This is a genomic window from Hymenobacter sp. PAMC 26628 (genome assembly GCF_001562275.1).
GTDB lineage: Bacteria > Bacteroidota > Bacteroidia > Cytophagales > Hymenobacteraceae > Hymenobacter.
The window spans coordinates 3,026,480-3,049,461 of sequence record NZ_CP014304.1 but is presented as its reverse complement, the minus strand read 5'-3'; the positions used below and the strand labels follow the sequence as shown (position 1 = coordinate 3,049,461).

22 protein-coding genes and 1 tRNA gene are annotated in these 22,982 nt (G+C 63.8%); 11 read left to right on the top strand and 12 right to left on the bottom strand.

All coding sequences use genetic code 11. The features are described from left to right. Nucleotides 1-20 precede the first annotated feature (20 nt). From AXW84_RS13355 to AXW84_RS13335, 5 genes are all read left to right on the top strand, one after another. A complete protein-coding gene (locus AXW84_RS13355; protein WP_082773884.1) occupies nt 21-1,046 on the top strand; it encodes a LacI family DNA-binding transcriptional regulator in 1,026 nt (341 codons plus the stop codon). A gap of 318 nt (nt 1,047-1,364) precedes the next feature. After that, the gene (locus AXW84_RS13350) at nt 1,365-1,817 is read left to right on the top strand and encodes a MarR family winged helix-turn-helix transcriptional regulator (RefSeq protein WP_068239377.1); all 453 of its coding nucleotides are present in this window, start codon (nt 1,365-1,367) and stop codon (nt 1,815-1,817) included. A gap of 193 nt (nt 1,818-2,010) precedes the next feature. Further along, entirely contained in the window at nt 2,011-3,009 is a 999-nt protein-coding gene (locus AXW84_RS13345; RefSeq protein ID WP_068234033.1) for an NADP-dependent oxidoreductase, read from the top strand. A gap of 25 nt (nt 3,010-3,034) precedes the next feature. Beyond that, on the top strand, nt 3,035-3,346 hold the full coding sequence (locus tag AXW84_RS13340; protein ID WP_071892713.1) for a putative quinol monooxygenase: 312 nt from the start codon (nt 3,035-3,037) through the stop codon (nt 3,344-3,346). A 75-nt stretch (nt 3,347-3,421) separates the two neighbouring features. Beyond that, the gene (locus tag AXW84_RS13335) at nt 3,422-4,102 is read left to right on the top strand and encodes a type 1 glutamine amidotransferase domain-containing protein (protein WP_068234026.1); all 681 of its coding nucleotides are present in this window, start codon (nt 3,422-3,424) and stop codon (nt 4,100-4,102) included. Nucleotides 4,103-4,190: 88 nt separating this feature from the next. On the opposite strand, the gene AXW84_RS13330 is transcribed toward AXW84_RS13335, so the two are convergent. From AXW84_RS13330 to AXW84_RS13315, 4 genes are all read right to left on the bottom strand, one after another. After that, on the bottom strand, nt 4,191-4,805 hold the full coding sequence (locus AXW84_RS13330) for a cyclase family protein (protein ID WP_068234023.1): 615 nt from the start codon (nt 4,803-4,805) through the stop codon (nt 4,191-4,193). Nucleotides 4,806-4,960: 155 nt separating this feature from the next. After that, nucleotides 4,961-7,579: an MGH1-like glycoside hydrolase domain-containing protein gene (locus tag AXW84_RS13325; RefSeq protein ID WP_068234020.1), complete on the bottom strand. Its 2,619-nt coding sequence runs from the start codon at nt 7,577-7,579 to the stop codon at nt 4,961-4,963. A gap of 140 nt (nt 7,580-7,719) precedes the next feature. Beyond that, a complete protein-coding gene (locus AXW84_RS13320; RefSeq protein ID WP_068234017.1) occupies nt 7,720-8,520 on the bottom strand; it encodes a glucose 1-dehydrogenase in 801 nt (266 codons plus the stop codon). A 137-nt stretch (nt 8,521-8,657) separates the two neighbouring features. Next, nucleotides 8,658-9,077, bottom strand: a complete 420-nt coding sequence (locus AXW84_RS13315) for an EamA family transporter (protein ID WP_068234014.1) — start codon at nt 9,075-9,077, stop codon at nt 8,658-8,660. A gap of 107 nt (nt 9,078-9,184) precedes the next feature. Between AXW84_RS13315 and AXW84_RS13310 the strand changes: the two genes are divergently transcribed. Together AXW84_RS13310 and AXW84_RS13305 are read left to right on the top strand one after the other, a co-directional pair. Beyond that, entirely contained in the window at nt 9,185-9,418 is a 234-nt protein-coding gene (locus AXW84_RS13310; RefSeq protein ID WP_068234012.1) for a hypothetical protein, read from the top strand. A 162-nt stretch (nt 9,419-9,580) separates the two neighbouring features. Next, nucleotides 9,581-10,306: a PD-(D/E)XK nuclease-like domain-containing protein gene (locus tag AXW84_RS13305; RefSeq protein ID WP_068234010.1), complete on the top strand. Its 726-nt coding sequence runs from the start codon at nt 9,581-9,583 to the stop codon at nt 10,304-10,306. 104 nt (nt 10,307-10,410) lie between these two features. Here AXW84_RS13305 and AXW84_RS13300 read toward each other — a convergent pair whose 3' ends face one another. Both AXW84_RS13300 and AXW84_RS13295 read right to left on the bottom strand, forming a co-directional pair. Then, on the bottom strand, nt 10,411-11,400 hold the full coding sequence (locus AXW84_RS13300) for a J domain-containing protein (RefSeq protein WP_068234007.1): 990 nt from the start codon (nt 11,398-11,400) through the stop codon (nt 10,411-10,413). A 29-nt stretch (nt 11,401-11,429) separates the two neighbouring features. Beyond that, entirely contained in the window at nt 11,430-12,332 is a 903-nt protein-coding gene (locus AXW84_RS13295) for a histone deacetylase family protein (RefSeq protein WP_068234004.1), read from the bottom strand. 878 nt (nt 12,333-13,210) lie between these two features. On the opposite strand from AXW84_RS13295, the gene AXW84_RS13290 reads away from it, so the two are divergent. Further along, the gene (locus AXW84_RS13290) at nt 13,211-14,737 is read left to right on the top strand and encodes a TROVE domain-containing protein (RefSeq protein WP_068234001.1); all 1,527 of its coding nucleotides are present in this window, start codon (nt 13,211-13,213) and stop codon (nt 14,735-14,737) included. Nucleotides 14,738-15,712: 975 nt separating this feature from the next. After that, the gene (locus tag AXW84_RS13285; protein WP_068233998.1) at nt 15,713-17,113 is read left to right on the top strand and encodes an RtcB family protein; all 1,401 of its coding nucleotides are present in this window, start codon (nt 15,713-15,715) and stop codon (nt 17,111-17,113) included. Between the two features lie 71 nt (nt 17,114-17,184). Here AXW84_RS13285 and AXW84_RS13280 read toward each other — a convergent pair whose 3' ends face one another. Beyond that, a complete protein-coding gene (locus AXW84_RS13280; protein ID WP_068233995.1) occupies nt 17,185-17,721 on the bottom strand; it encodes an MOSC domain-containing protein in 537 nt (178 codons plus the stop codon). A gap of 186 nt (nt 17,722-17,907) precedes the next feature. Here AXW84_RS13280 and AXW84_RS13275 point away from each other — a divergent pair, with 186 nt between their 5' ends. Then, nucleotides 17,908-18,573 carry a Dps family protein gene (locus tag AXW84_RS13275; protein ID WP_082773883.1) on the top strand — a complete coding sequence of 222 codons (666 nt, stop codon included), beginning with the start codon at nt 17,908-17,910 and terminating at the stop codon, nt 18,571-18,573. 50 nt (nt 18,574-18,623) lie between these two features. Here the strand turns inward: AXW84_RS13275 and AXW84_RS13270 are convergent, their stop codons facing one another. Then, nucleotides 18,624-18,932, bottom strand: a complete 309-nt coding sequence (locus AXW84_RS13270; protein ID WP_335339468.1) for a low affinity iron permease family protein — start codon at nt 18,930-18,932, stop codon at nt 18,624-18,626. A 361-nt stretch (nt 18,933-19,293) separates the two neighbouring features. On the opposite strand from AXW84_RS13270, the gene AXW84_RS13265 reads away from it, so the two are divergent. Then, nucleotides 19,294-19,375 (top strand) — tRNA-Leu (locus AXW84_RS13265). Nucleotides 19,376-19,432: 57 nt separating this feature from the next. Here the strand turns inward: AXW84_RS13265 and AXW84_RS13260 are convergent. From AXW84_RS13260 to AXW84_RS13250, 4 genes are all read right to left on the bottom strand, one after another. Beyond that, nucleotides 19,433-21,016 carry an NFACT RNA binding domain-containing protein gene (locus AXW84_RS13260; protein ID WP_068233992.1) on the bottom strand — a complete coding sequence of 528 codons (1,584 nt, stop codon included), beginning with the start codon at nt 21,014-21,016 and terminating at the stop codon, nt 19,433-19,435. Nucleotides 21,017-21,039: 23 nt separating this feature from the next. Further along, a complete protein-coding gene (locus tag AXW84_RS24965) occupies nt 21,040-21,573 on the bottom strand; it encodes a hypothetical protein (RefSeq protein WP_157887008.1) in 534 nt (177 codons plus the stop codon). Between the two features lie 5 nt (nt 21,574-21,578). Beyond that, nucleotides 21,579-22,346, bottom strand: coding sequence for an MBL fold metallo-hydrolase (locus AXW84_RS13255; protein ID WP_068233988.1), 768 nt, complete (start codon nt 22,344-22,346; stop codon nt 21,579-21,581). A gap of 207 nt (nt 22,347-22,553) precedes the next feature. Further along, entirely contained in the window at nt 22,554-22,940 is a 387-nt protein-coding gene (locus AXW84_RS13250; RefSeq protein WP_068233985.1) for a response regulator, read from the bottom strand. Between the last annotated feature and the right edge of the window lie 42 nt (nt 22,941-22,982).

Genomic DNA, 22,982 nt, shown 5'->3' with positions numbered 1-22,982 from the left:
CTCCCTCAATTTCCCGTCTATTGGCTTCTAAGCGCGCTTCCATCACCGACATGGCTACTGCCCTGGGCGTGTCGGTGTCCACCATTTCGCGGGCGCTGAGCAACCACCCGAGCATCAGCGACGCCACCAAAAAGCGCGTCACCAAGCTGGCCAAGGAGCTGAACTACCACCCCAACCACTTGGCGGCGGGCCTGCGCAAGGGCCGCAGCAACATGCTGGGCGTGCTGGTGCCGCACATCGACGGCCACTTTTTCACGATGGTGGTGAAGGGCATCGAAACTGTGGCCACCAAGGCGGGCTTCAATATCCTCATCTGCCAGTCGAACGAGGACGTGGCCCACGAGCGCAAGAACATCGAAACCCTCATCAACGCCCAGGTAGAGGGTATTTTGGTGTCGCTGGCCCGTACCACGCGTGACTTCAAGCACTTCGACAAGGCGGCCAAGCGCGACTTGCCGCTGGTATTTTTCGACCGCATTCTGGAGGGGCGCGACGTGAACGCCGTGGTGCTCGACGACCGCGAGGGCGCCTACCAGAGCACGGTGCACCTGTTGGAGCAGGGCTGCCGGCGCATCGCCCACTTCGCGGGGCCCCAGCACCTGAATATCTACAAAAACCGCCGCCAGGGCTACCTCGACGCGCTGCGCGAGCACAATGTGCCCTTCGACGAAGCCCTGGTGTTCACCTGCGACATGCGCCTGGAGGACGGCATCCAGGGCATGGAGCAGCTGTTGAAGCTGCCCACGCGGCCCGACGCCGTGTTTTCGGCCAGCGACTTTTCGGCCGTGGGGGCCCTGCAAGTGCTGAAAAAGCGCGGCCTGCGCGTGCCCCAGGACGTGGCCGTAACGGGCTTCAGCAACGAGATGTTCACCTCGTTCACCGAGCCCATGCTGACCACCGTGGACCAGCGCTGCGAGCAAATGGGCCAGGCTGCTGCGCGCCTGCTGCTCGAAATACTGGGCGAAAAGCGCCAGAACGTGTCGCCGCGCCGGGTGCTGCTCCAGCCCGATTTGCTGGTGCGGGCCTCCTCGCAGCGCGGCAAGTAGGAGCCCGGGCCGCGGGCCGCGCGGGTGGCGCAGCCTACAACCGGGTGGCGCAGCTCACGGGCACGCACTTCCTTAGCCTATAGCCCGGCCGCTGGCTTTGCTTTGGAAGCAGTTTGCGTTAAAACCAGCACGGTTCAGCACGGGGCAGCGAAGCAGGGATGCCTTTCTACCCCGTTCCGGGAGCCAAAAGATTAAGCCAAACAGCTTTTCAGGGTTTTGAGCGGCACTCCGAAACCAGCGCGGAATTACTCTTAGGCAAATTTAATTGCGCACAATCGAACATTAGGCAATCGAACGTTGTTTACCCAGCTGAAGCCTATGGAAGCTACCCCCGCCCCCGCCGCCGATAACTCTTTGCTGAAGCTGGAAAGTCAGCTGTGCTTCCCGTTTTACGCCGTGTCGCGGCAGCTCACCAAGGCTTACCAGCCCTACTTGCAGGCGCTGGGCCTCACCTACCCGCAGTACCTCGTGTTGCTGCTGCTGTGGGAGCGCCAGGAGCTGACGGTGAAGGAGCTGGGCGAAAAGCTCCTGCTCGATTCGGGCACGCTCACGCCCTTGCTCAAGCGCATGGAGCAGCGGCAGTGGCTCAGCCGCCGCCGCGACCCGCGCGACGAGCGTTCGGTCATCATTGGGCTGCTGCCGGCCGGTAGGGCCCTGGAGGCGCAGGCCGGCGACATTCCCACCCAAATGCTCGCCAAGCTCCACATGACGCCCGCCGAAGTAGGGGCCCTGCGCGCGCACCTTACCCACATTCTGGCCCAGTTGGCCTAAGCCGCGGGGGTTTTTTAAGAAGCTATTTGAAGTAAAAGCGTCATGCTGAGCGCAGTCGAAGCATTTCTACCGCTTACCAATCATTAAATTACTGCCGCAGTAGAGATGCTTCGACTGCGCTCAGCATGACGTTCAATTCTGAATCTTCTGGCTTCCTAAATAGCTTCCTAATAACAAGTAGATTACCCACTCAATGAACACGAAAACCATCCTATTGGCCAGCCGCCCCGTGGGCGTGCCCACGGCCGCGCAGTTCCAGTTCGAAACCCGCGCAGTGCCGGCCCCCGCCGCGGGCCAGGTGCTGCTCAAAACCCGGTACGTATCCGTCGACCCCTACATGCGCGGCCGCATGAGCGCCGCCAAGTCGTACGTCGCGCCTTTTGCCGTGGGCGAGCCCATTGCGGGCGGCGTGGTGGCCGAAGTGGTGGAAAGCCGCAGCGAGCAGCTGCCCGTGGGCAGCGTGGTGGTGGGCAACCTGCCCTGGCAGGAGCACAGCGTGGCCGATGCCAGCGCCGTGCAGCGCGTGCCCGCCGACCAGGCCCCCGCCAGCTATTTCCTGGGGCTGCTGGGCATGCCGGGCCTCACGGCCTACTTCGGGCTGCTCGACATTTGCCAGCCCCAGGCCGGCGAAACGGTGGTGGTGTCGGGCGCGGCCGGCGCCGTGGGCCTGGTGGTGGGCCAGCTGGCCAAAATCCAGGGTTGCCGCGTGGTGGGCACCGCTGGCTCCGACGAGAAGGTGGCGCACCTGCGGGCGCTGGGCTTCGACGAGGCCATCAACTACAAAACCACGCCCGACCTGGCCGGGGCCCTGGCCGCCGCCGCGCCCAACGGCGTGGACTGCTACTTCGACAACGTGGGCGGCGCCATCACCGACGCCGTGTACGACCTGCTGAACAAGCACGCCCGCATCGCCCTCTGCGGCCAGATTTCGACCTACAACGCCACCGAAGCCCCGGTGGGGCCCCGGCCCGAGGGCAAGCTGCTCAAAACCAGCAGCAAGCTCCAGGGCTTCATCGTGAGCGACTATTACGCGCGCTGGCCCGAAGGCGTAAAAAAACTCACCGAGTGGTACGCCGCGGGCCAGCTGAAGGGCGAGGAAACCGTAACCGAGGGCTTCGACCAGATTCCGGCCGCGTTTCTGGGCCTGTTTCAGGGCGAAAACACCGGCAAAGCCGTGGTGAAAGTAGCCTGACCCGGCCTCCCTTATGCTCTTGATTATGAGTGCCGAAACCCAAAATATTATCGCCGTGGCCGCCGAGTGGCGCGCCCAGCCCGGCCACGAAGCCACCGTGCGCCAGCTGATGCTGCAAGCCGCCGAAGCCGTGCGCCAGCACGAGCCCGGCAACCTGCTCTACGTGGCCCACCAAGACGCCGCCGATCCGGCCCGCTTCTTCTTCTACGAGCAGTACGCCAACCAGGCGGCCCTCGACGCGCACCGCGACTCGGCGCACTACCAGGAGCTGGTGGTGGGCCAGATTGTGCCGCTGCTGGCCGAGCGCAAAGTCACCTTTTACCAGCTGCTGGCCTAAAACCAGCGGCCACGCGGTGGGGCCCGGCGTTGGCCGGCTCCGCCACCTTTTACCACCATTCTACTGCTTCGGATTATGAAAATCGCCATGGTTTTGACCTCGCACGACGAGCTGGGCACCACGGGCAAGAAAACCGGCTTCTGGCTGGAAGAATTTGCCGCGCCCTACTACGTGTTCAAGGACGCCGGCATCGACCTCACGCTGGCCTTGCCCAAGGGCGGCCAGCCGCCCCTCGACCCCAAAAGCGACGAGCCCGGGGCCCAAACCGACGCCACCGAGCGCTTCAAAAAGGACGCCGCCGCCCAGCAGGCCCTGGCCCACACCGTGCCGCTGGATACCATCCAAGCCGCCGATTTTGACGCCATCTTTTACCCCGGCGGCCACGGCCCGCTCTGGGACCTAGCCGAAGACCCAAAGTCCATCGCCCTGATCGAAACGGCCTACGCCGCCGGCAAACCGGTAGCCGTGGTGTGCCACGCCCCCGGCGTGCTCCGCCACGTGAAGGCCCCCAACGGCGACCTGCTCGTGAAAGGCAAGGCCGTAACCGGCTTCACCAACACCGAGGAGGAGGCCGTGCAACTCACCGACGTCGTGCCCTTCCTGGTGGAAGACATGCTGAAAAACGCCGGCGGCACCTACTCCAAAGGCACTGACTGGGGCCCCTACGTTGTAACCGCCGGCCACCTCATCACGGGCCAAAACCCGGCCTCGTCGGAGCCCGCCGCCAAGGAGCTGCTCAAGCAGCTGGGCAAGTAGCCCCCGGCTCCTCCAAACACAAAGCCGCCCCGGGAACCCTTGCAATGGGGGCCCTGGGGCGGCTTTGTGTTGGGGACTGATAACCAATTTACAGCGGGCGCAGCAGAGCGCGGCAGGGGGCCCCGTCGGCGCCTACGATGCGCAGCGGCAGGCAGATGAGCTCGTAGTCGCCGGGCTCCACGTGGCCCAGGGCCAGGGCTTCGATGACGGTGATGCGGTGGTCGAGCAGGGCGTGGTGGGTGTCGGAGCCGCCCACCGAGATGTAGTCCACGCCGACGCAGACGACGCCGCGCTGCTGGAGGAACTTCGCGGCGGGGAAGTCCAGTTTTACGAAGTCGGGGTTGAAGGGCTGGTGCGTCCAGTCGGCGTCCGAGTTGCGGGTGCGAAAGAGGATGCGCTGGCCGGGCTGCGGGTCGAGGGGCTCCACTTCGGCCAGCGTGATGAGCCGGGGGTCGTGGATGCGCACCACGCGGCAGGGCCCCAGCAGCGTGTTCAGGTCGAGCGTCGTCACGTCGGGCCCGTCCTGGATGAAGTGGCGCGGGGCATCGACGTGGGTGGCCGTGTGCACGCTCATGCTGATTTCGCTCACGTTGGCCGGGTCGCCGTAGGCAAACGAGCGGGTGAGGCGCAGGTGCACCGGGGCGTTGTCGGGCCAGTGCACCATCTGGTCGGAAATGGGCGTGGTGATGTCGAGGTAGTTCATGGCTTGAATGTTTTATTCAGCCCGTCATGCAGCGCGCAGCGAAGCATCTTTGCCGCGCCAGTAATCCTGATTAGTTACGCTAAAAAGATGCTTCGCTGCGCGCTGCATGACGGCCTAGTTATGACGGCCTGATAAGTTGCTGAAAGATGATGGTGCTACTTGCCTCGCGGCTGCAACAGCTTGGCCACGAGGCCGGTCCAGCCGGTTTGGTGGCTGGCGCCGAGGCCCTGGCCGGTGTCGCCGTGGAAGTACTCGTGGAAGAGCAGGTAGTCTTTAAAGTTGGGGTCGGTTTGCTGCTGCGCGTCGGCGCCGAAGCAGGGGCGCTGGCCTTTTTCGTCGCGCAAAAACAGGCCGGTGAGCCGCTCGGTGAGCTGTTGGGCAATGGCCAGCAGCGTGCTGTATTGGCCGCTGCCGGTGGGAAATTCTACCTTGAAATCGTCGCCGTAGTAGTGGTGGAAGCGCTGCAACCCCTCGATGAGCAGGTAGTTGACGGGGAACCACACGGGGCCCCGCCAGTTCGAGTTGCCGCCGTAGAGGCTGGTGGTGGATTCGCCGGGATCGTAGTTCACCGTGAACGACTGGCCGTCGGTGCGGAACACGTAGGGGTGGTCTTGGTGGTACTTGGAGAGGGCCCGCACGCCGTGGTCGGACAGGAATTCGGCCTCGTCGAGCGTGCGGCGCAGCAGGGCCTTGAGGCGGTGGCCGCGCAGCAGCGAGAGCAAGTGGCGGTCGCCCTTGCCCGGTTCCTGCCAGCGGCTCACGAGGGCCGCCAGGTCGGGGCGGTTGGCCAAAATCCAGTTCAGGCGGGCCAGGAATTTCGGGGCGTTTTGCAGCAGCTCGTCGTCGAGCACTTCCACCGCAAACAGTGGCACCAGGCCCACCATCGAGCGCACTTTGAGCGGGGTGCGGCCCTGGGGCGAGTTCAGCACGTCGTAGTAAAACTCGTCCTCCTCGTCCCACATATCAATGTCGTGGGGCCCGTAGCCGGTCATGGCCTGGGCAATGGCCAGGAAATGCTCAAAGAATTTGCCGGCCAGGTCTTCGTACACGGGGTTGGTCTGGGCCAGCTCCAGGGCCATGCGCATGAGGCTGAGGGCGTAGAGAGCCATCCAGGCCGTGCCGTCGGCCTGCTCGATGTACACGCCGGCGGGCAGCGGGGCCGAGCGGTCGAACACACCGATGTTGTCGAGCCCTAAAAAACCGCCCTCGAAGATGTTGCGCCCAGCGGTGTCCTTGCGGTTCACCCACCACGTGAAGTTTAGCAGCAGGCGGTGGAAAATGGTTTCCAAAAACACCACGTCGCAAGTGCCGCCGCACTGCTTCTGGTCCATCTTGAACACCCGGAACGTGGCCCAGGCGTGCACCGGCGGGTTCACGTTGCCAAACTGCCACTCGTAGGCCGGCAGCTGGCCGTTGGCGTGCATGTAGCGGTCGTGGCACAGCAGCCGGAGCTGGTCTTTGGCAAACTCGGGGTCCACCAGCGCCAGCGGCACGGCGTGGAAGGCCAGGTCCCAGGCCGCGTACCAGGGGTACTCCCAGTTGTCGGGCATCGAGATGATGTCGTGGTTGCGCACGTGCCGCCAGCCAGCGTTGCGCCCCTCCAGGCGGCCGGCCGGTGGGGCGGGCAGGGCGGGGTCGCCGGCCAGCCAGCGGCGCACGTCGTAGTTGTAAAACTGCTTGTTCCACAGCATGCCGGCCAGGGCCTGCCGCTGCACGGCACGGGCGTCGGCACTGGCCAGGTCGTGTTGCAGGGCCCCGTAAAAGGCATCGGCCTCCTGCCGGCGCTGGGCCACCAGCTGGTCAAAATCGGCAAACGGCGCGGCCAAATCGTCGGGGCCCAGGCGCAGGCGCAGGGTCTGGCTCTGGCCGGGCTCGATGGTGAGGACGTAGTGCGCGGCGGCCTTGGTGCCGCCGCGGTCGGGGTTCACGGCGTCGGCGCGGCCGCCCATCACGTACTCGTTCAGCCCGTCTTTGAAGAACTTAGCGCCCGGCCGGGGCGCGGCCTGGTAGAGGCGGGGTGCGTTGGTTTCATTGTCGCAAAACAGCAGCTCGGGGGCCCCGTCGGCGTGCAGGGCCAGGCCGGGCAGGTCGCGGTGGCACACGGCAATGTGGCCGCGGTTGGTGGCGCGCAGGTCGGGGTAATAGTCGTCGTCGCCCCAGGCCCAGGTGTTGCGGAACCAGAGCGTGGGCAGCACGTGCAGCGGCGCCGCCTGGGGCCCCCGGTTGTGGGCCGTAATGGTAATCAGCACATCCTGGGGCCCCGCCTTGGCGTACTCCACAAAAATATCGAAGTACTTGTCCTCGCGAAACACGGCCGTGTCGGCCAGCTCAAATTCGGCATCGTTGCGGGTGCGGCGGGCGTTTTGCTGCACCAGCCACTCGTACGGAAACGCGTGCTGCGGGTACTTGTACAGCATCCGCATGTAGCTGTGGGTGGGCGTGTTATCGAGGTAGTAATACAGCTCCTTCACGTCCTCGCCGTGGTTGCCCTCGGGCCCGCTCAGCCCAAACAGCCGCTCTTTAAGGATGGGGTCCTGCCCGTTCCAAAACGCCGGCGCGAAGCAAAGCAGCTGCTGGTTGTCCGAAATGCCGCCCAGGCCGTCCTCGCCCCAGCGGTAGGCGTAGGAGCGGGCCATGTCGTGGGTGGTGAAGGTCCAGGGCTGGCCGTCGGCCGAGTAGTCTTCGCGCACCGTGCCCCACTGCCGCTCGGCCAGGTAGGGCCCAAAGGTGCGCCAGGGCCCCACGTCGCACAGGCGTTCGTGTTCGGGTGTCATGGTGAAATGTGAAAATGTGGGGATGTGGAAATTTGTGGATGAGGGGGCAAAGCGGCTAGCATTTGCTACGGGAAAGAGCCTGTGGGTAAAACGCACGCATTTTCACATCCCCATATTTCCACATTCTGCACATTCAAAAACTAGCCGCCGGTGGCAAAGCCCGGGTAGAGCGTCATGCCGCCATCCATGAAAATGGTTTGGCCGGTGATGTAGTCGGCCTCGTCGGAGCAGAGCCAGGCGGCGAGGCCCCCGATGTCCTCAATGACGCCCACCCGGTCGTAGGGGATGAGCTTGAGCAGGGCGGTTTCGGCCTCGGGCGTATCCCAGGCGCTGGTGTTGATGGGCGTTTTGATAGCGCCCGGCCCGATGCTGTTCACCCGGATTTTGTGGGGCGCCAGCTCCTGGGCGGTGCTTTTCATGAGCTGCATGATGCCGCCCTTGCTGGTGGCGTAGTTCACGTGGCCGGCCCACGGAATAACTTCGTGCACGCTGCTGGTGTGCAAGATGACGCCCGTGGCGCGGGCAATTTCGGGCTGGGGCCCCCGGCGCAGAAACTCGCGGGCCGCCTCGCGCGAGCACAAAAACTGCCCGGTCAGGTTCACGTCAATCACGCGCTGCCACTGGGCCAGGGTCATGTCCACAAAGGCCGCGTCTTGCTGCTGGCCCGAGTTGTTCACCAAAATGTGCAACGTGCCGCACTGCTGGATGATGTGGGCAAACATGGCCTGCACCTCGTCCTCCTTGCTCACGTCGGCTGGGATGGCGAAGGCTTGGCCGCCGGCGTCGGTGATGGACTTAACCACGGCGTCGGCCTTGTCGGAGGGCCCCCCGTGGTAGTTAACGAACACGGTGGCGCCGTCGGCGGCAAACTGCCGGGCGATGCCCGTGCCGATACCCGAGCTGCCGCCCGTGACGAGGGCGATACGGTTTTGTAAGCGCATGGAGGAGAGAAGCTGGTGAAAGCGAAGGACTATCCTGCAAACGGCCCCGGGGCCCCCAGGGTTGAGTGAAAAACAGGTGAAACGGCTGATAGAAAACCTATTACGACTACGTTAATGCGGAGGTAACGTCTTGAAAGTTAGAGCGCCAGCACCACACTGCCCGCCACGATCAGGCCCGCGCCCAGGGCCGTGCGCCAGTTCAAACTTTCCCCCAAAAACATTACCGCCAGCCCAATGGCCAGCGCCACGCTCAGCTTGTCGATGGGGGCCACCTTGCTCACGGGGCCCAGCTTCAGGGCCCGGAAGTAGCACAGCCACGAGGCCCCCGTGGCCAGCCCCGACAGCCCCAAAAACAGCCACGTGCGCCCGCTCAACTCGGGCAGCCCGGCCGTGGCCCCGCGCCCGATGGCAATGCCCCAGGCCAGGATGAGGATGACCACCGTGCGAATGGCCGTGGCCAAATCCGAATCGACGCCCTTGATGCCAACCTTGGCAAAAATGGCGGTGAGGGCCGCAAACACGGCCGAAAGCAGGGCAAACGGGAGCCAGGGTGCCATTGGGTTTCGGGAGAAGTAGGGGTAAAATTTCAGAGCTGAAAATGCATACGCACATTCTGCCCTGTCCGCTCAGTTGTTGTTCACGATGCTGCTTTTATTTAGCCGCCATGAAAAAATTAATTCTCTTGAGCGCGTGCCTACTGGCCCTCGCCGCGCGCCCCGCCGCCGCCCAGACGCAGGGCCCAGATATTGTAGTAGTGCGGGTGTACGACGGCGGCGGTTCTGGGAAATTTATCATCACCCGTGGGGAGGGCAAGAGCGAACAGGTAGAATTCAAGGGCGGCGTGAGCGATAAGAACCAGGCCGCTTCCAGCGAGGCGTATCACAAAATGTTCAGCTAGCTCTACCGTGAGGGGTATGCGCTGCAAAGCACGTTCACTACCACGACTTCCATCACCACGCTCCTGTTTGCCAAAAAGCCTTGACGGGTGGGCCAGTGGGGCCCCTCGCAGAAAAAGATGCCCCCGATGCAGCAAAACGCGCCGTTCTGTTGTTACCGAATCATGTCCCCACTTCCCGCCGACCCCGCCTTTCGCCGGCCCGACCTGCTGCGCCTCGACTACGACACCTACCGGGCCCTGCCGGCCATTGCCAACTCCGACCTCTCGCGCCTGCGCGACGCCCTCGATGGCCGCCCCCCGCGCACCGACGGTGGCAACCAGGGGGCCCTCAGCTTCGGCACCGCCTTTCACACCGCCCTGCTTGAACCCACTGATTACCAACCCGGCCAGCCCGGCCTGAACGACACGCTGGTTTGGTGGCTGGTGGAGGGGGTGAAGCTCAACACCGAGCTCAACCGCCTGCTCGAAGCTGGCACGCCCGAGCCCAGCGTGCTCTTCACCGAGCCCCAAACCGGCACCCTCTGCAAGCTGCGCGCCGACCTGGTGGTGAACGCGCCCGGCCTGCCCTACACCATCGTCGATTTCAAAACCACCAACGCCCGCGACGCCGACCACTTCCGCTGGCAGTGCTCGGCCTACGACTATGACCGCCAGGCCGCCTTCTACACTGACGCCCTGGGCGCCGAGCGGTTCCTGCTGGTGGGCGTGCAGAAATCGGAGCCGTTCAGCGTGTTCCCGCTCGAAGTGACCGACCAAATGCTCGCCGAAGGCCGCGAGAAGTACCACCGCTTGCTGCGCCTGCTGCGGGCCCCCGCCACCGCGCCCGCCTACCGCGCCGAGGCCGTGCAAGCCGCCGTCGAGGCCCTGGGCCTCAGCAGCGAAGAGTAGCTCGTGGCGCAACTGTAGCGCGGACTTTGTCGTCCGCGTCGCTGCACGGTAGTCGTACAGGAATTGGTGTGACGAAGCGAGAGCCGTGTATTACAAAGCCCGCGCTACACTGTTTCCAGGCCTTCGGCGGCTAGCTCGCGCAGCACTTCGCGCAGGCCGGCGGTTTCGCTCAGCTGGCGGGCCACGTGCTGCACGTATTCGGCCTCGGCGCGCAAGTCGCGCTTGATTTGGCGCAACTCGATTTCGCGCTTCTTGCCGGTGCTGGCGCCCGCGCCGTCGGGGCCGTATTGCAGGGCGCGGAGCTGATTTTTGAGGTCGATTTGCTGGCGGTGCAGGGCCTGGGTGTAGGCGATGAGCACGTCGGCATCGGCCGCGTCGGCGTGGGCCGAATCGGCCATCAACTGCAGCAGGGCGTAGAGGTCGCCGGTTTCGTAGGCGGCCGTAATTTCCTGCATCAGCGCGGTTTTGGCGCGCTGCTGGGCGGGGTCGCGCTCCAGGTCGGGGTGGTGGGTGCGGGCGAGCTGGCGGTACACGGTTTTGGCGCTGGTTTGCAGGCGCTGCTGGTCGGTGCGGGCGGCCAGGGTGGTGGCCTCGGCCAGGCGCTGGGCCCGGGCCTGCTGGCGGGCCTGGGCGGCCTGCTCCTGCGGCGAAAGGGGCGGCGCGGCGGCTTCCGCCGCCGCTTCGGCCGGGGCCCCCGCCGGGCGCGGCGCGGCGTACTTGGCCACGATGGCCGCCTCGTCTTCGCCAAACCGGGTAATCAGGGCCCCGGCGTTGCCCACGATGAACTGCACAATCTGCGCCTCCTCCAGGCGGCTGAAGTAGGGCGTCAGCAGGGCCCCTTCGAGCGGGGCGTAGAGGGCGCGGCGGGCGGCCACCACCGCGGCGGCGGCGGGCCCCACCTGCTGCCAGTAGCGCTGGCGGGCCGCCGCTTGGGCTTCCTGCGCGGCCAGCAATTGCGCCCGCAGCTCCTCCAGGGCCAGCAGCGCCCGCCGGAACGCGGCCTGGGCCAGGCTGCCCGGCGCGCAGGCTTCGGCAATTGGAACGGGCACGCGCACCGGCGCGGGCAGGGTGGGGGAGGCGGTAAGTTTTTTCATGGCGACGGCAGCGGGTGGTTAACGCTCGGCTAGGGCCAAAAGTTGAATGCCACCCGAAACGTGTTGCAGTGCGCGTCCACGATGTCGGCCAGCCGCTCGGAGTAGCCGCCGCCCATGCTCACGGCCACCGGCAGGGCCCTGGCCCGGCACAGGCCCAGCACCAACTCGTCGCGCTGCTGGCAGCCGGTGGGCGTCAGGGCCAGCTTGCCGAGCTTGTCGGTGGCCAGCACGTCCACCCCCGCCTGGTAAAAGATAAAGTCCGGCCGCACGCGGTCCACCAGGGGCCCCAGCGTGGCGGCCAACGTGCGCAAATACGCCGCATCGCCCGTGCCCAGCGCCAGCGGAATATCCAGGTCCGACTGCTCCTTGCGCAGCGGGTAGTTGGCCCCGGCGTGCATCGAAAACGTGAACACGCGCGGCTCATCGCGGAAAATGGCGGCCGTCCCGTCGCCCTGGTGCACGTCCAAATCAACAATCAAAATTTGCCTCGCCAGCCCGTGCGCCAGCAGGTGCGCAGCGGCAATGGCCTGGTCATTCAGCACGCAAAACCCCTCGCCGCGGCCGGCAAAGGCGTGGTGGGTACCGCCGGCCAGGTTCAAGCCGATACCGCTTTTTAGGGCCCCCAGCGCCGATTGCAGCGTGCCCGCGCTACTGCTCAGCGAGCGGCGCACCAACTGCGGGCTCTGCGGCAGCCCCAGGTTGCGCACCTCGCGGGCCGAGAGCTGCAAGTCGCGCACCCGGTGCCAATAATCGGCGGTGTGCACCCGTAGTACGTCAACCTCCGCGCACAGCCCCGGCTCGTAAAAATCCTCCGGCGCGGCCACGCCCTGCCACAACAGCTGCTCCCGAATCAGGGCGTACTCGGCGATGGGGAAGCGGTGCCCAGCGGGCAAATCCAGGGTGTAGTGGTCGGAAGTGGCAAGGCGCGGCATACGCGGCAGGTACCGCAAAACGGACACGGATGTTTTTTCGGGCGGCCGTGGTGGCTTTGGAGCCCCAGCATCGGGGGCCGTTACCCTTGGGGTTTTCCACGTTTCCCACCCGCCGTCTGTCATGCTCATCTGGCGTCCCGAAGGAAGCATCCTTTCACGCCAGCAGAGTAATCCTAACGTGATAAAATGCTTCCTTCGGGACGCCAGATGAGCATGAGACAGAGTTAATATTTAAATAATCACTGCGGGATTAATCGAGGTTTAAAATAATAAATCAGTGCTCAATTAACCAGAATGAAAAATATTTATTAATTATTTTAAAAATTAGTTGCGTAATTAAAATTAATGCTCAACCTTTGTCGCACCAAAAAGCAAACAACCATGTACCGCCACCTGACATTCACCAGCAATTCGGATAAGACGCAGCCAGAACGGCTGTCTCTGCTCGGTACGTTTGCCTGATTTCAGCCCCCGCTGAAACCCGACACCGCCCGAGCCCATAACGCTCGGGTTTTTTGTTTAGTGGCCCTTTCCTAGCCAGTTACCAACTCGCCCCGTGCCGTTCCTTCCCGCGCTGCTTTCCTGCAAACAGCCCAATTGCCGCCCCAGCCGCGGCCAGCGGGACCGGCGCGGCCGTGCTCTCCTACTGCGTGAAATGCCCCGATAAATCCGGCCCGCATTGCGCAATTAGTGAAAGCCCGGCCCCAAAAGCCGTGCTTTTTCGTGGGATTAATTCACAAATAAAAATGCCTTTTATTTGTCAGGGAGGGGTGTGTCTAATTGTAATTATTAATTATCAAGGCGAGCCAATTCGAATTAATTAATTGCCAATAAAGCCCGAATTATAATCCTGCCACTTCTGCTTACTTCCCACCTATATGCGCTTCAACTTCTTCTCCCGCACTACCGCCACCCTCACCACCAACCACCAGGGGGCCCCCGCCTTCGTCCTCACGCCGCAGCTGGAATTGTACGCCGCCGTGGCCACCGCCGCGCTCAGCGACCAGTTCTACGAAACGGCCAATGCCCGCTTGCTGCGCTTGCGTGAGTTGGTGGCCAAAAACGAGCCGCGGTTCGTGGCGCAGCTGGCGGTGTACGCCCGCGAGCAATTGCACTTGCGCTCGGTGCCCCTGGTGCTGGCCGTGGAGTTGGCCCGCGTGCACAATGGCGACAATATTGTGGCGCGCCTCGTGGCCCGCGTGGTGGCCCGGGCCGACGAAATCACCGAATTGCTGGCCTACTACGCCGCGGCCAACGCGCGCACCGGCCGCAAAACCCTGGGCCGCCTTTCCAAGCAGGTGCAGCGCGGCCTGGCCGAAGCCTTCAACCGTTTCGACGCCTACCAGCTGGCCAAGTACGACCGGGCCGGGGCCGTGCGCCTGCGCGACGCGCTGTTTCTGGTGCACCCCAGCGCCAAAAACGCCGCCCAGCAAGCCGTATTCAACCAGCTCGTGCGCGGCGAGCTGCCCACGCCCTACACCTGGGAAACCGAGCTGTCGGCCATTGGCCAGCAAGCCTTCGCCGGCGCGGCCGACCGGCAAACGGCCGTCCGCACCGCCTGGGAAACGCTCGTGGCCAGCGGCAAGCTGGGCTACATGGCCTTGCTGCGCAACTTGCGCAACTTGCTCGAAGCCAACGTATCGGCCGCGACCATGGCGCAGGTGTGCGCCACCCTGGCCGATGGGCGGGCCGTGGCGCGCAGCCAGCAGCTGCCGCTGCGCTTCCTGGCCGCCTACCGCGAAATAAAGGCGGTGCCCAGCGGCCACACCGCCGCGGTGCTGGGGGCCCTGGAGGCCGCCATTGCCCACAGCGCGGCCAACCTGCGCGGCTTCGGCCCCAAAACCCGCGTGCTGGTGGCCTGCGACGTGTCCAGCTCCATGCAAAAGCCTATTTCGCCGCGCAGCAAAGTGCTGCTCTACGACGTGAGCCTCGTGCTGGGCATGCTGCTCCAGAGCCGCTGCCAAAACGTGGTCACCGGCATGTTCGGCGATGCGTGGAAGCGCGTGGCGCTGCCCCGGGGCCCCGTGCTCCGCAACGTGGAGGAGTTCTACCGCCGCGAGGGCGAAGTGGGCTACAGCACCAACGGCCACCTGGTAGTGCAGGACCTGCGCCAGCGCCGCGAGGTGCTGGATAAGGTAATGATTTTCACCGACGTGCAGCTCTGGAACAGCCAGTGGGACGGCAACTCCTTAGCCCAGGAATGGGCCCTGTACCGCCGCACCGTGGCCCCCCACGCTCGCCTCTACCTCTTCGACTTGGCCGGCCTCGGCACGGCCCCGCTCGACGTGCGCCCCGCCGACGGCGTGGCCCTCATCGCCGGTTGGTCCGACAAGGTATTCGACGTGCTGGGGGCCCTGGAAAACGGCGGCTCGGCCCTTGCCGAAATCCAAAAAATCGATTTGTAAACCCTTTAATAACAGCGGCCGGGCAATAAAGCGGAACCCCCGGCCGCCGCAGCGCAAGGTGCCGCAGGCGGGCCCTGCTTCGCGGGTGCTGGGAGGGCCGCTGCGGCGGGGGTTCGATTCCCCTCACTCATGTAGACCTACCGCCCGTCGCCCTTGCTGTCAAAATAATAGGCCCCGGGAACGACTCTTTCAATCATTCAAGCGGCCCTCGTTCCCGGGTAGGGCCCCTCACCATAAGAAATTTTCTTACTCGTTATGACCTTCTAATAATGCCATTGGGAAGACGGCTGCGCAATTTGGCGTAGTCGCCGACCGGGGCGGTGCCACCGAGGTGGCCCGTCCCAACTCGGCTAATTCCGTTTGGTTCAGGTGCCGTAGGCGGGCGTTACTTCGCTGGCTGTTTCCGGCGCGGCCCCCTTGGCCGCGTTGCGGGTTCGATTCCCGTCCCCTGGCTTCGGCCGCGGGAGAAAATACGCGCTGGCCGACTGTTGCCCTGAATTTCGGAGGCGGCCGAATGTTACTTGTTTCCGGGTGGGTGCCGCGGCCGGGCCATTCTTCGCTCTAATACTGGGCGCGGGTTCGACGCTCGAAGTGCTGCCGCGAGGTAGGGCGCTTGCGCATCGGTAGGGCCGCGCCAGCTGGCCGGGCGACGGCTGCCCCAGCCGGAAACAAATAATGCACATTGGATGCCGTAGGCTGGCGCTGTCACGTCGCCATTTGGCCCCACGCCAGCCGCTTATTGCTCCGTTTTTATAGCCACCACGGGCCGGTGCCGTAGCACCGCCATACTTCGATTCATTAGGTCGCGGGTTCGATTCCTGCCCGCTGGCGTGCCGGCGGTAGCTCAGTTTGGTAGAGCAAATGATAACCGGCGATGCGCCTTTTTGCCCGGTCTGTTGCGGCTATTTTTTTACTGTTCATCAACGCCGGGGCCCTATTTAGCGCGGCCCCGCTTCGCGTGCAAACTTCCTTTTTATGGCTTCTCAATTACGCGGCAACGACTTGCGGCAACTCGGGTTTCCCGAGGGCCGGGCCATTGGCCTGGCGCTGGCGCAGCTGCAACGCAAAGAACACAAGCGCCTCACCCAAACCGAACAAACAGAATTGCTCGTCCGGGTGCTGGCCAACCCCACCAATTTCCTGGCCGACCTGGCCTGGAGCCACACCGCCGCGGCGCTGCTGCCGGTTCCCTCGCGCCACATCGCCCTGGCCGAGCGCAAGCCCTACGCCACGTTCGGCGCCGAGCACATCGAGGCCGGGGCCATTCACCAGATGGAAACGGCCATGAAGCTGCCCATCACCCTCGCCGGGGCCCTCATGCCCGACGCCCACCACGGCTACGGCCTGCCCATCGGCGGCGTGCTGGCCACCGACAACGCCGTGATTCCCTACGCCGTGGGCGTGGACATTGGCTGCCGCATGGCGCTGTCGGTGTTCGACCTGCCGGCCAAGTACCTCACCCAGCGCACCCAGGAGGTGGGCAAGCTCTTGCTCGACCACACCCGGTTCGGCTCGGGCCGGGCCTGGGAGCGGGGCCAGCGCCTCGACCACGCCGTGCTGTCCGACGACGCCTTTCGGGCCGTGCCGTTCCTGAAAAACAAGCTCGACAAAGCCGCCGAGCAGCTCGGCACTTCGGGCTCAGGCAACCACTTCGTGGAGTTCGGCCTAGTCGATATCACCGACCCGGCCAACGACCTCGGCCTGCCCGTAGGCCAGTACGTGGGCCTGCTCTCGCACTCCGGCTCGCGGGGCCTGGGCGCCAGCACCGCCAACCACTACACGGCCCTGGCCATGGAGCAGTGCATGTTGCCCGCCGAAGCCAAGCACCTCGCCTGGCTGGGCCTCGACACCGAAGCCGGCCAGGAGTACTGGGCCGCCATGAACCTGGCCGGCGCCTACGCCTCGGCCTGCCACGACCAGATTCACCGGCGCCTGGCCAAAGCCTTGGGCGAAAAGCCCCTGGCAAAAGTGGAAAACCACCACAACTTCGCCTGGCAGGAAACCCTGGCCGATGGCCGCGCGGCCGTGGTGCACCGCAAGGGCGCCACGCCGGCCGGAGCGGGCGTGCTCGGCATCATCCCCGGCTCGATGACGGCCCCCGGCTTCATCGTGCGGGGCCGGGGCGCGGCGGCCTCGCTGGCCTCTGCCTCGCACGGGGCTGGCCGGCTCATGTCGCGCACCCGGGCCAAGGCCGAACTGGGCGAAGCCGAGGTGCGCCAGCACCTAGCCGCGCAAGGCGTAACCCTGCACGGCGGCGGACTCGACGAGGCTCCAATGGCCTACAAAAACATCCACCAAGTAATGGCCAGCCAGCACGAGTTGGTAGACGTGCTCGGCTCGTTCACACCCAAAATCGTCCGGATGGACGGGGCGTAAGCGGCGCCAACAACAAACAGGGCCCCGGCGTACGATGCGTCCGGGGCCCTGTTTGTTGTTGGCGCCGCCGGCTACTCAGCCGCCGGCGCGGCTACCTGCACCACCCGCACCGCGTCGCCCACCCGGATGGTACCACCGCGGGCAATGTGGGCCGTGAGGCCGCCGTGGCCGCGCATGGCGTTGTAGCCGCCGGGGCCCAGTTCTTCTTCCATGCGCGAGCAGGGGTGGCATTCGCCGGTGATGTCGAGCAGCACCTCGTCGCCGATCTGTATTTGGCGGCCTTTGAGGGCCAGCAGGTTGAGGCCGCTCACCACCAGGTTGCGGCGCAGGCGGGCGGGGTCCAGGGGCCCCGGCAGGCCCAAGAAGCCTGCCACCGCGGGCAGGTGCTCGGCTTGGATGAGGGTGATTTGGCGCTTGCCGCCGGCCTTGGGCCGGGCGTGGTCCCCGGCCAGGTGGGCATCGGTGATGGCCTGGGCTTCGGGCACGCTTACCAAAGGCTGGCGGCGGGCCGGGCGCTGGCCAATCCAGGCGAGGCGGCCGGTTTGGGGCAGGGTGGCGAGTAGGCGCGCCACGGTGGATTTATCGTCGCCGAAAAATGGATAAGGCATGAAGTTTTAAAACCAGAAAAAAGGAAAGTTACGCCTGTGCCGCACGGGCCGCGGGAGGATAGAAAAGCAGGGCCGAAAACCACACAAATATACCCATGGCCTTAACCCCGGCCCCGCGCTTACGTATGGTAGGCAAGCTGTTTCGCCAGCTCTTCTTCCTAAAAAAACTTCTAAAAATCTTGCTCTATGGCTGCTCCTGCCAAAACCAAAACCGCCGCTCCTAAAAAAGCCGTTAAAGACGTAACCACCTCGGTGGCCATTGCCAAAGGACCGAACAAAAACATCAACGTTCAGCCCATCCTCAACCAGCAAATTAACGCCCCGGCCGTCACCCAAAAGTTCGGTACCGTGAGCCAACGCCTGCCCATCGGCTTGGCCGACAACGTGCGCCTCGAAAGCGTACGGATGCTGAACCAGCTGCTGGCCGATACCATGACTATCCGTGACCTCTACAAGAAAAGCCACTGGCAGGTGACGGGCCCCACATTCTACCAGCTGCACTTGCTGTTCGACAAGCACTACGAGGAGCAGTCAGAGTTGGTAGACACAATTGCCGAGCGCATTCAAATCTTGGGCGGTGTGGCCATTGCCATGGCAGCCGACGTGGCCGAGAACACCCTCATTCCGCGCCCTCCGCGCGACCGTGAGGAGGCCCCTGTGCAGATTTCGCGCCTGCTGGAAGCCCACCAGATTATCCTCCAAGAGTGCCACGAAATCGCCAAAAAAGCCGATGATTCAGGTGACGACGGCACCAACGACCTGGCAGTGAGCGACGTGATGCGTACCAACGAGCTGCAAGTGTGGTTCATATCGGAGCACCTCGTGGACACGCCTCTGGTGCAGGCCCGCTAGGCTACGCAAAACCTGTAAAAAGGCGGTTCCCGTTACCGGGGCCGCCTTTTTTATTTGCCATCGCGCCGGGCGGCCAGCTTTTCCTCGTGGTTATCCTCGGCCTTCTCCACCGAGTGAGTTTGGCCGAGGTCGGTGTCCGCCTTGGCTTTGTCGGCCAGCAGGCAGAAGAACTGGTGAATGATCTTTATTTCTTCTTCTGACAGGTCTTGCGCATTAATCAAGCGGTTACTGGCGCCCTGGGTAGCTGCAATTAGCCCGTTGAGCTTAAGGTGCAGCACCAACGAATCTTTGTTTTGAGAGCGTTGGATGAGAAAAACCATCAGGAACGTGACGATGGTGGTGCCCGTGTTGATGACCAACTGCCAGGTTTCGGAATACTTAAACAGGGCCCCCGTGGCGGCCCAAAAGCGCCACCACGCTTATCGAGCCAATGAACGCCGCCGTCGAACCCGAGAAGCGGGTGATGCCTTTGGCCAAGTGGCCAAAAAAAGAACCAGTTTTGGCAGGGGCGAGTGGGCAGCCATGCAGCAGAAAATGAGCGTGAAAAAGTGCGAAGATGAGGAGTTTTTGCTTTGGAAAAGGTGAAGCTGGGGCCCGGCGCAGTCAAAAAAAGCCGTCCATCGTTGCGGGGGCCGGCCCGCCGCCCTATCTTTGCACCCGCTTCGCCACCTCAGCGGAGCCGGTTTCGGCCGAGGTTGCCTGGTTCAGTGCCCCAAGTTTGCGCACGTGGTGAAACTGGTAGACACGCCATCTTGAGGGGGTGGTGCCTTCGGGTGTGGGAGTTCGAATCTCCCCGCGCGCACTGAACAAAAAAAGCCCGCTTCGCAGCGGGCTTTTTTTATGGCCGTTGGGGCCCCGGCTACCGCTCTTGGGCCTCGAAGGGATTGGCAGGCACCACCAGCACCACCTGCTCGCGCTCCACAATAACCTGCCCGGGCCGCGCCCCCTTGGGCTTGCGCACGAACTTTTTGGGCGTGACGGTGACCGGGCACAGCGAATCGTTTTGGCGGCGCGAATACCAGGCAGCCAACTGGGCGGCGTGCTCCAACACCGGCGCTGGCACGGGCTGGCCGGCTCGGTGGCGCACCACCACGTGCGAACCGCTTACGTCCTTGGCGTGCAGCCAATAGTCGTCCTTGTGGGCGTATTTCTGGGTCAGCAAGTCGTTATTAGCTGCGTTGCGACCCACCAAAATCGTAAAGCCCCGGTCCTCGAACACCTTAAACGGCAGCTCCGTGGGGCCCTTGCCGGCGGCCGCGGCGGGCTCCAGGCCGTGCTGTTTACGCCAGGTGCGGAAGGCGCGCAGTTCGGCCAGCGCGGGCTGGGTGTCCAACTCCTCCAGCCGCTCTAGGGCCCCGAAAGCTTCCGTTTCGCGCCGCTCGATGCGCTGGCTGAGCTGGCGTTCCTCAATCTGCTGGTTTTTGGCCTTGCGGTAGAGGTTCTCGGCGGTGCGTTGGGGTTTTTCGCCGGCTTTGAGCTTAATAAGACGTGGCTGGTTGGTGTAATAATCCAGCAGCTCCACCTCAGCCGCGCCGGCCGGAATCTCGTGCAAATGCGCCATGATGAGGTCGGCGGCGTGGCGGTAACCGGCCTCGTGGGCCAGGGCGTGCAGGCGCTGGCGGGCGTGGGCCGCGCCGGCGGTAGCCTCGTCGGCGCGGCGCGTAAGGGCCTGGCGCACCTGCTTGGTTTCGGTTTCAAGCGCCCGGCGGGCCAGGGCCAAAGGCACGAAGCGCCGCAATGCCCCCACAGGATCGGCGCCGGGCAGCGTTTCTAGGATTTCGCCCAGTGGTAGCAAGCTCAGGCGCGTGCGGCCGTCGAGCCGGATGAGGTAGTAGTGGGCCGGCGTTTCAAGCTGCGCCAGCACCTGGTTCACAGCGCGCACTTTGGCCTCTGCGAGGGCCGTGTCGTAGCCGTGAGCGCGCAGGTAGCGGACCGGCAGGTCTGCCAAGGCCGGCGGGAGTTTGCCATTTCCGGTAGGGCCCAGGCCGTTGCCCGCGGGAGCGCCGGAGGCGGGCAGCGGGCGCAGGTCGGCATCGGCCAGCAGGCGCTGTTGAAACAATTGCGCCGGGGCATCGGGAGTGGAGCGGAAGATGGCGTTCGGCCGCGGGCCGTAGAGCTTGAACACCAGCCGGGCCCCGCTGCGGAAATTTACTTGCAGCACCCGGTCCTGGGGCCAGGCGGCCACGGTTTCTACCTGCTCGCCCAGCAGCTCCGAAAATAAATCGACGGAGTTGGCGCGGGCGCGCTGGAAAGTTTCGGGTAAGGCCAGGGCCGGGAACGTGGCCCCGAGTTGCGCCTTTAGCCAAAACTCCCGCCCGCCGTCGGTCAGCCCAACGACCAACTCGTCCTTCTCCTGCGAAAAACAGCTGGCCACCCGGTAGCCCCGCAACTGGGCGGTGAGGGCCGGGGCCAGCTGGCGCAGGAAGTAGTAGTTGGTGTGCATGGTGCGTAGAGGAGGCCGTGAAGCTACGTGGCCGAAGCTGCCCTTGGCCTCATCTCTAGTAATTCCGTTAGAAATGACCGTGACCTGTTGGCTTCCTCTTTGAGTTGTATTAGCAGAGAAAACCAGGCAACGGTTGGTGGTATAAAGTAAAACAAGCACAATAAGCTATTTGCGCCGGTGCTCAGCCATTCTTTAGCAATGCCAATAATGCCAGCCATAATCGCAGCCAGCACCAACGCACCGGCAACCACCACGGAAGCCATCAGTTGCGGACGGTACTCTAAACACAATGTGCTTCCCTGGCTACCTACAACTGCCTTCACATGGCCTCTGATGGGTGGAGGCTGCGCGCGGCGAATACGTAAAATAATGATGCGTTCAATTAGAAACGAATCAGCGCCTATTACGCCCTGAAAAGGCTGGACAGGATTTACTTCAAAAGTGTCGCGCCAGCTATCATTCGGCGTGGTAAGTGTGCTGTTCCGCACACAGCGCAGCACTTCGGCCGGGGTTAGCGGCGAAAGAAACTGCTCAGTGAAAAACGGGTAAAATCTCACGGTTGCTATACCTCCACCTGCAGCCCGTCGTAGGCCAACCTAATCCAGGAGGGTAGCTCGGCTTCCACGGCCAGGTGGCGGCCCAGTTGGTGGCTGATGTGGGTGAGGTAGGCGCGCTTGGGCCGCAGTTCTTCCAACACGGCCACGGCCTCGGCCAGGGTGAAGTGCGACACGTGTTGCTCGCGCCGCAGCGCGTTTAGTACGATGACGTCGGCGCCCTGCATCAGGGCCCGGGTTTCGGCGGGCAGGTGGTTGGCGTCGGTGAGGTAGCAGAAGCCGCCGATGCGGAAGCCCAGCACGGGCAGCTTGTGGTGGCGGGCGCGCAGGGGCTGCACGGCCACGCCGTGCACGTCAAACGGCGCGTCGTCGGCCAGAATGGGGTGTAGGCTGACCTGGGGTACGCCAGGGTATTTGTGCTCGGCAAACACGTAGGCAAATTCTTTCTTCAACTGCTCCAGCACGCGTGGCTCGCCAAAAATGGGGATTTCCCGCTGCTGGCGGAAGTTAAATGCCCGGATGTCGTCAAGGCCCGCCGTATGGTCTTTGTGCTCGTGGGTGAAGAGCAACGCGTCGAGCTGCGTGATGCGCGCGCGCAACATCTGCTGCCGGAAATCGGGCCCCGTGTCCACTACCAAGCTGCGGCCGTCTACGGCCACGTGCACAGCCGTGCGCAGGCGCTGGTCGCGGTGGTCGAGCGAGCGGCACACCGGGCACGAGCAGCCAATGATGGGCACGCCCGACGAGGTGCCGGTGCCAAGAAAGGTGATGGTCACTGCGCGGTAAATTAGGGGCTCGGAAACGGCAAACGCCGGGGCCCTTGGCTGGGTAGCCAAGGGGCCCCGGGGCCCCACCGTTTACAATTAGCGGTCTCAAATTAATAAATTATAAATAAACAGGTAGTTGCATTTCGCCCAGATAAGGACGAAGACTGATTATCCGTTTATTTATAATTTATAATTCAAAATTCATACTATAAAATACTAGCTCACGTACTGTTTCACCACGCGTACCAGGGCGTCGAAATCCAGCGGCTTGGGCAAGTAGTCGGTCACGCCGGCCTCGCGGAACTGCTCCATGGAGTAGTTGTTGGCGTTGCCGGTGATGGCAATAACCGGCAGTTGGTTGATGGCCGGGTTGGGGTGGCGGCGGATGACGCGGGTGCACTCCATGCCGTCCATCACAGGGATGTTGATGTCCATCAGCACGCAATCTACCGGGTTGGCTTCCAGTTGTTTAATGACTTCGCCGCCGTTGCGGGCCAATACAATTTTGTATTTCTGTAGCTCTAATATTTTGCGAGTTAGGTTGAGAATAACGGAACTGTCTTCGGCGATGAGCACAGTTTTGGTGCTGGTTTCGGGGGGCATGGCAGGCGGGGCAAAGGGGGTGGAAAACAAAAATCAAGGCGG

Excerpts from the sequence above, each read along its gene's own strand:
- AXW84_RS13325 (WP_068234020.1), bottom strand. The coding sequence starts at position 7,579 with ATGACACCCGAACACGAACGCCTGTGCGACGTGGGGCCCTGGCGCACC.
- AXW84_RS13330 (WP_068234023.1), bottom strand. The coding sequence starts at position 4,805 with ATGAACTACCTCGACATCACCACGCCCATTTCCGACCAGATGGTGCAC.
- AXW84_RS13275 (WP_082773883.1), top strand. The coding sequence starts at position 17,908 with ATGGCTGCTCCTGCCAAAACCAAAACCGCCGCTCCTAAAAAAGCCGTT.
- AXW84_RS13350 (WP_068239377.1), top strand. The coding sequence starts at position 1,365 with ATGGAAGCTACCCCCGCCCCCGCCGCCGATAACTCTTTGCTGAAGCTG.
- AXW84_RS13305 (WP_068234010.1), top strand. The coding sequence starts at position 9,581 with ATGTCCCCACTTCCCGCCGACCCCGCCTTTCGCCGGCCCGACCTGCTG.
- AXW84_RS13335 (WP_068234026.1), top strand. The coding sequence starts at position 3,422 with ATGAAAATCGCCATGGTTTTGACCTCGCACGACGAGCTGGGCACCACG.
- AXW84_RS13310 (WP_068234012.1), top strand. The coding sequence starts at position 9,185 with ATGAAAAAATTAATTCTCTTGAGCGCGTGCCTACTGGCCCTCGCCGCG.
- AXW84_RS13345 (WP_068234033.1), top strand. The coding sequence starts at position 2,011 with ATGAACACGAAAACCATCCTATTGGCCAGCCGCCCCGTGGGCGTGCCC.
- AXW84_RS13300 (WP_068234007.1), bottom strand. The coding sequence starts at position 11,400 with ATGAAAAAACTTACCGCCTCCCCCACCCTGCCCGCGCCGGTGCGCGTG.
- AXW84_RS13320 (WP_068234017.1), bottom strand. The coding sequence starts at position 8,520 with ATGCGCTTACAAAACCGTATCGCCCTCGTCACGGGCGGCAGCTCGGGT.
- AXW84_RS13280 (WP_068233995.1), bottom strand. The coding sequence starts at position 17,721 with ATGCCTTATCCATTTTTCGGCGACGATAAATCCACCGTGGCGCGCCTA.
- AXW84_RS13250 (WP_068233985.1), bottom strand. The coding sequence starts at position 22,940 with ATGCCCCCCGAAACCAGCACCAAAACTGTGCTCATCGCCGAAGACAGT.
- AXW84_RS13260 (WP_068233992.1), bottom strand. The coding sequence starts at position 21,016 with ATGCACACCAACTACTACTTCCTGCGCCAGCTGGCCCCGGCCCTCACC.
- AXW84_RS13295 (WP_068234004.1), bottom strand. The coding sequence starts at position 12,332 with ATGCCGCGCCTTGCCACTTCCGACCACTACACCCTGGATTTGCCCGCT.
- AXW84_RS13340 (WP_071892713.1), top strand. The coding sequence starts at position 3,035 with ATGAGTGCCGAAACCCAAAATATTATCGCCGTGGCCGCCGAGTGGCGC.
- AXW84_RS13285 (WP_068233998.1), top strand. The coding sequence starts at position 15,713 with ATGGCTTCTCAATTACGCGGCAACGACTTGCGGCAACTCGGGTTTCCC.
- AXW84_RS13290 (WP_068234001.1), top strand. The coding sequence starts at position 13,211 with ATGCGCTTCAACTTCTTCTCCCGCACTACCGCCACCCTCACCACCAAC.
- AXW84_RS13315 (WP_068234014.1), bottom strand. The coding sequence starts at position 9,077 with ATGGCACCCTGGCTCCCGTTTGCCCTGCTTTCGGCCGTGTTTGCGGCC.